Raw genomic sequence first — 9,104 nt, forward strand, 5'->3', positions numbered from 1 at the left:
GCGCTCGCGAAGTCGATCGCCGCGAGCCCGCCGGCGGGGCCTTCATTTCACCGGGTCGGTCCAGCCGCCGCCGAGCACCTTGTAGAGCGTGACCAGGTTCTGCGCCTGCTGCAGCTGCACCTGCACGACCGCCTGGCGCGCCGCGAACAGCGAGCGCCGCGCGTCGAGCACGTCGAGGTAGCTCGCCGCACCGTTGCGGTAGCGCAGGTCCGCGAGCCGCGTGCGCACCTCCTCGGCAGCGGCCTGCGCCTGCTGGGCACGCAGCTGCTCGCCGAAGGTCGCCCGTCCGGCGAGCGCATCGGCGACCTCGCGGAACGCGCTCTGGATCGCCTTCTCGTACTGCGCCAGCGCGATGTCGCGCCCCGCCTGCGCGGCCTGCAGGTTGCCCTGGTTGCGGCCGGCATCGAAGATCGGCAGCAGCAGCTGCGACGCCACCGTCGTCGCGAACGAGCCGGACTTGAACAGCCCCGACAGCTCCGAGCTCGCGGTGCCGGCGCTGCCGGTCAGCGTGATGCGCGGGAACAAGGCCGCCCGCGCCGCGCCGATGTTCGCATTCGCCGCCATGAGCTGGCGCTCGGCCTGGCGCACGTCGGGCCGGCGATCGAGCAGTTCGGAAGGCAGCCCGGCCGGCACGTCGGCGAGCAGCTTCTGCTGCGCCAGCGGCAGCGCGGGCGGCAGGTCGCTCGGCAGGCTCTGGCCGACCAGCAGCACGAGTGCGTTCTCGTCGAGGGCGCGCTGGCGCCGCGTCTGCGCCAGCGTCACGCGGGCGCCCTCGAGCAGCGACTCGGCCTGGCGCAGGTCGAGCTCGGAGGCGGCGCCATGGTCGAACTTCAGCTTCGTCAGGCGGAACGAGTCCTCGCGCGTCGCGAGCGTCTCGCGCGTCGTCTCGAGCAGCTCGTCGTCGGCCTGGATCGCCAGGTGGGCCGACGCGACCGCGGCGATCAGGCTGATCTGCGTGGCCTTGCGCGACTCCTCGGCGGCGTAGAACTGCGACAGCGCCACGTCGTTGAGGCTGCGCAGCCGACCGAAGAAGTCGAGCTCCCAGGTGCTGAGCGTGAGGCCGACGCTGTAGCTCGTGTTCTCGTTGCCGTTGACGACGCTCGGCTGGCGCGCCGCGGCGGCACCGACGTTCACGGTCGGGTACACGTCGGCGCGGCGCACCTGCAGCTGCGCGCGCGCCTGCTCGATCGACGCGGCAGCGACGCGCAGGTCGCGGTTGTTCTGCAGCGCCAGCGCGATCAGGCGGCGCAGCCGTTCGTCGGCGAAGAAGGCCTGCCATTCGATGTCGTGGGCCGGCCGGTTCGTCCCGGTCGCATCGCCCGGGTAGGCGGCAGCGACCGGCGCGTTCGGGCGCTGGTACTCCGGTGCCAGCGACATGCAGCCGGCGCCCAGCGCCGCGACGGCGAACGGCACGAGGCGGGCGAGCATGCGGCGCGGGCTCATGCCTGGCCTCCTGCGTTGCCGCCGTCCTTGTCGAGCTCGTGCGCGTAGATGCGGCGCTGGCGTTCGCTGCCCTTGAAGATGCGCCGCACGACGACGAAGAAGACCGGCACGAAGAACACCGCCAAGCCCGTGGCGGTCAGCATGCCGCCGAGCACGCCGGTGCCGATCGCGCGCTGGCTCGCCGAGCCGGCGCCGGAGGCGAGCACGAGCGGCATCACGCCGAGGATGAAGGCCATCGAGGTCATGATGATCGGCCGGAAGCGCAGGTGCGCTGCCTCGAGCACCGCCTCGACGATGCCCTTGCCCTGCGCGACGAGGTCCTTCGCGAACTCGATGATCAGCACCGCGTTCTTCGCCGACAGTCCGATGATCGTGATCAGGCCGACCTTGAAGTAGACGTCGTTGGAGAAGCCGCGCAGGCTCGCACCGAGCAGCACGCCGACGACGCCCAGCGGCACCACGAGGATCACCGCGAGCGGGATCGACCAGCTCTCGTACAGCGCCGCGAGGCACAGGAACACCGCGAGCAGCGAGAACGCGTAGAGCAGCCCCGCCGTGTTGCCGGCGGCACGTTCCTCGCGCGACAGCCCGGTCCATTCGAATGCGAAACCTTGCGGCAGCTGCGCGGCCAGGCGCTCCATCTCGGCCATCGCGTCGCCGGTCGAATACCCCGGCGCGGCGTCGCCGCCGATGCGCATCGTCGGGTAGCCGTTGTAGCGGATCGTCTGCATCGGGCCGGTGATCCAGCGGGTCGTCGCGAACGCCGCGAGCGGCACCGGCTGGCCCTTCGTGTTGAGCGCGTTCAGCGCCAGCAGGTCGGCCGGCTGCATGCGCGCCGGCGCGTCGGCCTGCACGATCACGCGCTGCAGCCGGCCGGCGTTCGGGAAGTCGTTGACGTAGGCCGAGCCGAGCGCGGTCGAGATCGTCGCGTTGATCGCGTCGAACGAGACGCCGAGCGCGGCCGCCTTGTCGCGGTCGATGTCGAGCTGCAGCTGCGCCGCGTCCTCCAGGCCGTCGGGGCGCACGCTCGTCAGTACCTTGCTCTGCGCGGCCATGCCGAGCAGCTGGTTGCGCGCCCGCACGAGCGCCGCGTGGCCGTTGCCGCCGCGGTCCTGGAGGCGGAACGCGAAGCCCGACGCGGTGCCGAGCTCGGGGATCGGCGGTGGGCTGAGCGGGAAGATGAAGGCGTCGCGCACGCCCATCATCGCGCCGAAGGTGCGCCCGGCCACCGCCTGCGCGGTGTGCGCGGCGCCCTCGCGCTCCTTCCAGTCCTTCAGCGTGACGAACGCGAGGCCGGCGTTCTGGCCCTGGCCCGAGAAGCTGAAGCCGAGCACCGAGACCATGCTCTGCACCTCGGGCTGCTTCAGGACGAAGCCCTCGACCTGCTGCATCACCTGCAGCGTGCGGTTGACCGTCGCGCCGGGCGGCAGCTGCACGTTGACGAGCATGTAGCCCTGGTCCTCGGCGGGCAGGAACGAGGCCGGCAGCCGGGCGAAGAGGACCCACACCGCGCCGATGACCGCCGCATAGATGAAGAGGTAGCGTGCCGCGCGCTTCAGGATGCGTGCGACCAGGCTCTCGTAACCCCTGGCGGAGCGCGCGAAGCCGCGGTTGAACCAGCCGAAGAAGCCGGTCTTCTCGTGGTGGTGGCCGGCCTCGACCGGCTGGAGCAGCGTCGCGCACAGCGCCGGGGTCAGCGACAGCGCCATGAACGCCGAGAAACCGATCGAGGCCGTCATCACCGTCGAGAACTGGCGGTAGATGTTGCCCACCGAGCCGGTGAAGAACGCGAGCGGCACGAACACGGAGATCAGCACGACGGTGACCCCGACGATCGCGCCCTGGATCTGGCCCATCGCCTTGCGCGCGGCGGCGCGCGGCGCGAGGCCTTCCTCGCTCATGATGCGCTCGACGTTCTCGACCACGACGATCGCGTCGTCGACGACGATGCCGATCACCAGCACCATGCCGAACATCGTCAGCACGTTGATCGAGAAGCCGAGCGTGAGCAGAACGGCAAAGGTGCCGAACAGCGCGATCGGCACCACGATCGTCGGGATCACGGTGTAGCGCCAGTTCTGCAGGAACAGGAACATCACCAGGAAGACCAGCCCGACGGCCTCGAGCAGCGTCTCGGCGACCTGGCGGATCGAGATGTCGATGAAGCGCGAGCTGTCGAACGGGATGACGTACTTCATCCCGGGCGGGAAGTAGCGCGCCAGCTCGTCCATGCGCGTGCGCACCGCCTTCGCCGTCGCGAGCGCGTTGCCGGTCGGCGACAGCTGCACGCCGATGCCGGTCGAGGGCTTGCCGTTGAGCCGCGCCGAGGTCGCGTAGTTCTGCGCGCCGAGCTCGATGCGCGCGACGTCCTTCAGCCGCACCGTCGAGCCGTCGGCGTTGGAGCGCAGCACGATGTTGCCGAACTGCTCGACGTTGGCGAGCTGGCCGTCGACGACGACCGTCGCGAAGATCGCCTGTCCCGGCAGGTTCGGCAGCTCGCCGATGGTGCCCGACGAGACCTGCGCGTTCTGCGCCCGGATCGCCGCGTTGACGTCGTTGGCCGACAGGCTGAAGCCCACCAGCTTGGCCGGATCGACCCAGATGCGCATCGCGCGCTCGGTGCCGAACAGCTGCGCCTGGCCGACGCCGGGCAGGCGCTGGATCTCCGGCAGCACGTTGCGCGACGCGTAGTCGCCGAGCGCGATCGGGTCCCACTTCGGGTCGTCCGACGACAGGATCGTGAAGAGCAGGAAGTTCGAGCGCGCCTTGTCGACCCGCACGCCCTGCTGCGTCACCGCCGAGGGCAGGCGCGGCGTGGCGCGCGACAGGCGGTTCTGCACGTCGACCTGGGCGAGGTCGGGGCTGGTGCCGGGCTGGAAGCTCAGCGTGATCGAGCCGCTGCCATTCGCCTGGCTGACCGACTCCATGTAGAGCAGCCCGGGCGAGCCGTTCATCTCCTGCTCGATGACGCTGATGACGCTGTTCTCCAGCGTCTGCGCCGAGGCGCCCGGGTACACCGCCGAGACGACGATGGACGGCGGCGCCACCGGCGGGTACTGCGCGACCGGCAGCTGCGTGATCGCGACGCTGCCGCCGACGAGGATGAACAGCGCGATGACCCACGCGAAGATGGGCCGGTCGATGAAGAACTGGGCCATGGTGCGTTTGCCTCGCGCTCAGGCCTTCGAAGCCGCCGAGGCGGGCGCCGCGGGCACGCCCGAGGCCGCGCCGGCCGGCGTCCACGGCACCGGCTTGACCGGCGCTCCCGGCGCGAACATCTTCTGGAAGCCGTCGACGATGACTTGCTCGCCCGCCTTCAGCCCGTCGAGCACGACCCAGCTCGAGCCCTGCGCCGAGCCGATCTTCACGGGGCGCGGCGCCGGCTTGTTGTCGGCACCGACGACGAGCACGGTGTCGCCCTGGTTCGAGCGCGTGACCGCCTGCTGCGGCACGAGGATCGCGCCTTCGAACTGGGCCTGCACGAGCCGCACGCGCACGTACATGCCGGGCAGCAGCACGCCGTCGGGGTTCGGCACCTCGGCGCGCAGCGTCACCTGGCCCGAGGTCGGGTCGACGCTGAGGTCGGTGAAGAGCAGCTTGCCGGGCCGGCCGTATTCGGTGCCGTCCTCCAGCACGAGGTGCACCTGCGCGACCTCGCCCTGGCCGGCGCGCTGCAGCTGGCCGCTCTGCAGCGCGCGGCGCAGCCGCAGCACGTCGGCGGTCGATTGCGTGAAGTTGACGTACATCGGGTTGATCTGCTGGATCAGCGCGAGCTGCGTCGCCTCGCCCTGGCCGACCAGCGCCCCTTCGGTGACGAGCGCGCGGCCGATGCGCCCTGAGATCGGCGCGGTGACACTCGCATAACCCAGGTTGATCTGCGCCGTCTGCACCGCGGCCTTGCCGGCCGCGACGTCGGCCTCGGCGGTCTTCTGCGCCGCGACCGCGCTGATGTAGTCCTGTCGACTCACCGCGTTCGCCTCGACGAGCGGCTTGAAGCGCTCGGCCTGCGCGGCCGCCTGGGCGAGGTTGGCCTGCGAGCGCGCGAGCGCCGCCTGCGCGCTGTCGAGCGCGGCGCGGTACGGCGCGGCGTCGATCTGGAACAAGGGCTGGCCCGCCTTCACGTCGCCGCCTTCGCGGAACAGGCGCGATTGCACGATGCCGGCAGCCCGCGCGCGCACCTGCGCGACGCGCGAGGCCTCGAGCCGGCCCGGCAGTTCGGTCGCGAGGCCGACCGGCTGTGGCGCGACCGTGATCACGCCGACCTGCGGCGCCGGCATGCCCCCGCCCCCGGGCGGCGCAGCGCCGGCACCTTCCTTCTTTCCGCACGCGGCGAGCCCGACGGCGGCGAGCACGAGCGCGGCGACGAGTGCGGCCCGGTGCATGGCAAGGGGGGCTGCGGGTGGGGGCAACGCAGTCATTCGAGACCCTTCAGGAATTGCGCCGCAGCGAGGTGCGCGAGCGCGAAAACGGGCGCCGGTGGCAACGCCGCATCGTCTTGTCGACGCGCGCGGACGGAGCACCGGCGCGAGGCGAGTCTACCCAGATCCGCACCGGGCTGCGGCCGTCGCGTAGCGGTCAACGCCCGGCCGACCACCGCAGCAATCCCACCGCATAACTCACGTAGTACCCGGCCAGCGTTCCGAAGATCAGCAAGGTCAACGGACTGCGCACCAGATCCGTCGGCGGGCCCTGCAGCGATTCCCCGGCCAGGTACAGGCTGCCGAAACGCCAGGCCAGGCGCGCCACCAGCAGCAGCGAGAGGGCGATGCCCAGGTGCGCGTTCGGGGTGTAGGTGGGCGCGGGGCCGGTGGTGTCGAAGCGGGTCAGCTTCAGCCCGTAGCGGCCCAGCGCGGCGCCCAGGCCGGCGCCGGCCAGCAGGGCCGCGGCGTTCAGCGGATGCGGCAGCGCGCCCAGCAGCAGCAGGCCGAACAGCAGCGGCAGCAGTACCACGGTGAGCCAGGCCCGCGGGCGCGACAGCGTCTGCCGGCCGACCAGGCGGCGCACGCGCTTGACGATGCGCCAGACCACCAACGCGCCCACGGCCGCCCACAGGCCGGCGGTGGGCAGTTGCAGCGTGGTGCTCATCGCGGGGCGCCTTCGGCGGGCCGGGCGATCGAGGCCTCGGCCGTGGGCCACACGATGGCCTGCGCCACGATGACCTGCTGGCCGTTGAAGGTGGCCGCCGGCGAGCCGTAGAGCTTGTAGCCCAGCGCCAGCGCGTCGCTGACGCGGCGGCAGAACGCGGCGTCGTCGGGGCCGGTCAGCAGGCGGTAGGGGGGCAGGTTGTCGGGTGGGTTGGTGGCGCTCATCGGGCGTGCGGGCTGGGTTGAGGTCAAGCTTGGCAGTATGCCCAGCCGGCGCTTTGGCGGGCATCGAGGCCCGCTGGATGACGTACATCAATCGGGCGCCGGTGCGGCAACAGCAGAATGCGGCGCGATGAGCGATCCGGGTCCTGCAGCCACGGCGGCGCCCAAGGCCTGGACCTCGGTCCTGCCCCGCGGGCAGGCCGGGCGCGCGTTGGGGCTGCACGCGATACGTGCCTTGCTGGCCGCATGCGTCCTGGCCGGTGTGGGCGCCCAAGGCGCCCAAGGCGCCCAGGGCGCCGCCCGTGCTGGCCTGTGCGAGCAGGGCCTGCGCCAATCGCCCATCGACATCGTCGCGCCCTTGCGCAGGCCCTTGCCGTCCCTGCAGTTCGACTATCACGCGGCGCCGCTGCGGCTGGTCCATGACGGCCACACGGTGCGCGTGCGCTTCGCCAACCGCAGCCAGCTCGTCGTCGGCCGGCAGCGCTACACGCTGCAGCAGTTCCACTTCCACCTGCCGGGGGGCGACCGCATCGCGGGCGAGGAATTCGCGATGGGCATGCACTTCACGCACAAGAGCCCGTCGGGCCAGTTGATGACGCTGGTGCTGCTGTTCCGCGTGGGACAGGAGAACCCCGCACTGGCCGCGTTGCTGCCGCACTTGAGCGCGCCCGGTCAGCCGGAGCACACGGTGGCGCACCAGACCGTGGACGCCGCGGCATGGCTGCCGGCGCAGCGCGGCTACTACGTCTACGACGGCTCGCTCACCGGCCCGCCGTGTACCGAGGGCGTGCGCTGGCTGGTCATGAAGCAGCCGCTGCAACTCTCGGCCGCGCAACTCGCGCTTCTCAAGTCCCTGATCCCCGCCAACGCCCGGCCGGTGCAGCCCCTGAACGGGCGCCCGATTCTTGAAAGTGAATGATCCATGGCCACTTCCGTTTCCACCCGGCGGCTGAACGTCATCGGCCTGGTGGCCTGCCTGTGCTGCCTTGCCTGCGGGCGGACCGAAGCCGCCGACAAGCCGCGAGCACCGGGCGTGCCGGTCACCGTAACGCCGGAGATGACCGGGGCCGGCATGGTCAGCAGCGGCGTCGTGCTGCCGCCCGTGCCGCCCACCACGGGCACGCGGCGAAACCCGGTGCCGAGCTGGGGCAAGCCCTTGCCCTACCCGATCGTGATCGCCGACCGGCGCAACAACCGCCTGATCGAGGTGACGCCGGACAAGCGCATCGTCTGGGAGTTTCCGTCGCCCAACCTCCAGGTCTACCGGGGCAACGAGGACGTCAACTTCTCGCACGACGGCAAGCTGCTGGCCGTGAGCGAGGAGGACAACTACGACGTCCACATCGTCGACTACGAGCAGCGCGCGATCCGATGGACCTTCGGCATGCCGGACACGCGCGGCAAGGGCGATCTGCTGAACTACCCCGACGACGCGCACCTGTTGGAAGACGGCCAGTTCCTGACCGCCGACATCCGCAACTGCCGCGTGCTGATCGTCGATCCGAAAGACAGCCGCATCACCACGCAATGGGGCCAGACCGGCCAATGCCGGCACAACCCACCGCAGCAGCTGGCCTATCCCAATGGCGCCACGCCGATGGACAACGGCGACATCCTGGTCAGCGAGATCAGCGGTTCGCGCCTCTCGCGCATCACGCGCGCCGGTCGGGTGCTGTGGAGCCGACAGGCGCCCGACGTCCGCTATCCATCAGACGCCTTCCCCACCGTGGACGGCCGGCAGGTCATCGTGGCCGACTTCAGCCAACCCGGGCGCGTGGTGATCTTCGACCCGGCCTCGGGCAAGAAGACCTGGGAGTATTTCGTCAAGGACGGCGAGGGCGCGTTGGACCACCCGTCGCTGGCGCGCGAACTGCCCGACACCGGTGACATCATCGTGGCCGACGACCTGCATGACCGCGTGGTCGTCATCGACCGCCACACCAAGGCCATCATCTGGCAGTACGGCGTGAAGGGCGTCAAGGGCCACCTGCCCGGCTACCTCAACTACCCCGACGGCTTTGACCTGGACGTCTACCGGAACTGGCGCGACGCGCTGAAATAGCGCGCCGGGTGGCGTGCTCATCAGGGCGATTCAGTCCGCCGTCAGTCGGCCAACAGGGCCCAGCGCTCGTGGTCGCGCCAGCGGCCGCGGATCTTCAGGTAGCGCGCCGAATAGCCTTCCTTGACGAAGCCGCCGCTGCGCACCAGCGCGATGGAGGCCTGGTTCTCGGGCTGGATGTTGGCTTCCAGCCGGTGCAGCTTCATCGCGCCGAAGGCGTGGCGCGCCACCAGGCGCAAGGCCTCGCGCATCAGGCCCTGGCGTTCGTGGCCGGCAAACGCGAAGTAGCCGAGGTA

At 70.9% G+C, this 9,104-nt stretch carries 8 protein-coding genes; 2 read left to right on the plus strand and 6 right to left on the minus strand.

Annotated features, from left to right (window positions below; genetic code table 11):
• Positions 1-42: 42 nt before the first annotated feature.
• From ACILR4_RS07500 to ACILR4_RS07520, 5 genes are all read right to left on the minus strand, one after another.
• Positions 43-1,443, minus strand: a complete 1,401-nt coding sequence (locus ACILR4_RS07500) for an efflux transporter outer membrane subunit (RefSeq protein ID WP_395700220.1) — start codon at positions 1,441-1,443, stop codon at positions 43-45.
• The gene (locus ACILR4_RS07505) at positions 1,440-4,601 is read right to left on the minus strand and encodes an efflux RND transporter permease subunit (RefSeq protein WP_395700221.1); all 3,162 of its coding nucleotides are present in this window, start codon (positions 4,599-4,601) and stop codon (positions 1,440-1,442) included. The genes ACILR4_RS07500 and ACILR4_RS07505 overlap by 4 nt, the downstream gene beginning before the upstream one ends.
• A gap of 18 nt (positions 4,602-4,619) precedes the next feature.
• Positions 4,620-5,861, minus strand: a complete 1,242-nt coding sequence (locus ACILR4_RS07510; protein WP_395700228.1) for an efflux RND transporter periplasmic adaptor subunit — start codon at positions 5,859-5,861, stop codon at positions 4,620-4,622.
• A 157-nt stretch (positions 5,862-6,018) separates the two neighbouring features.
• Positions 6,019-6,528, minus strand: coding sequence for a hypothetical protein (locus ACILR4_RS07515; RefSeq protein ID WP_395700222.1), 510 nt, complete (start codon positions 6,526-6,528; stop codon positions 6,019-6,021).
• Positions 6,525-6,752 (minus strand): DUF1737 domain-containing protein, encoded by a 228-nt coding sequence (locus ACILR4_RS07520; protein WP_395700223.1) that lies wholly within the window; start codon positions 6,750-6,752, stop codon positions 6,525-6,527. The genes ACILR4_RS07515 and ACILR4_RS07520 overlap by 4 nt, the downstream gene beginning before the upstream one ends.
• Positions 6,753-6,879: 127 nt before the next feature.
• Here ACILR4_RS07520 and ACILR4_RS07525 point away from each other — a divergent pair, with 127 nt between their 5' ends.
• Both ACILR4_RS07525 and ACILR4_RS07530 read left to right on the plus strand, forming a co-directional pair.
• Positions 6,880-7,668 carry a carbonic anhydrase gene (locus ACILR4_RS07525; protein WP_395700224.1) on the plus strand — a complete coding sequence of 263 codons (789 nt, stop codon included), beginning with the start codon at positions 6,880-6,882 and terminating at the stop codon, positions 7,666-7,668.
• A gap of 3 nt (positions 7,669-7,671) precedes the next feature.
• Positions 7,672-8,811: a PQQ-binding-like beta-propeller repeat protein gene (locus ACILR4_RS07530; protein WP_395700225.1), complete on the plus strand. Its 1,140-nt coding sequence runs from the start codon at positions 7,672-7,674 to the stop codon at positions 8,809-8,811.
• A 41-nt stretch (positions 8,812-8,852) separates the two neighbouring features.
• Here the strand turns inward: ACILR4_RS07530 and ACILR4_RS07535 are convergent.
• A partial coding sequence (locus ACILR4_RS07535; RefSeq protein ID WP_395700226.1) for a GNAT family N-acetyltransferase occupies positions 8,853-9,104 on the minus strand: 252 nt, incomplete at its 5' end.

Source organism: Aquabacterium sp. (genome assembly GCF_044226965.1).
Taxonomy (GTDB): Bacteria; Pseudomonadota; Gammaproteobacteria; order Burkholderiales; family Burkholderiaceae_C; genus Pseudaquabacterium.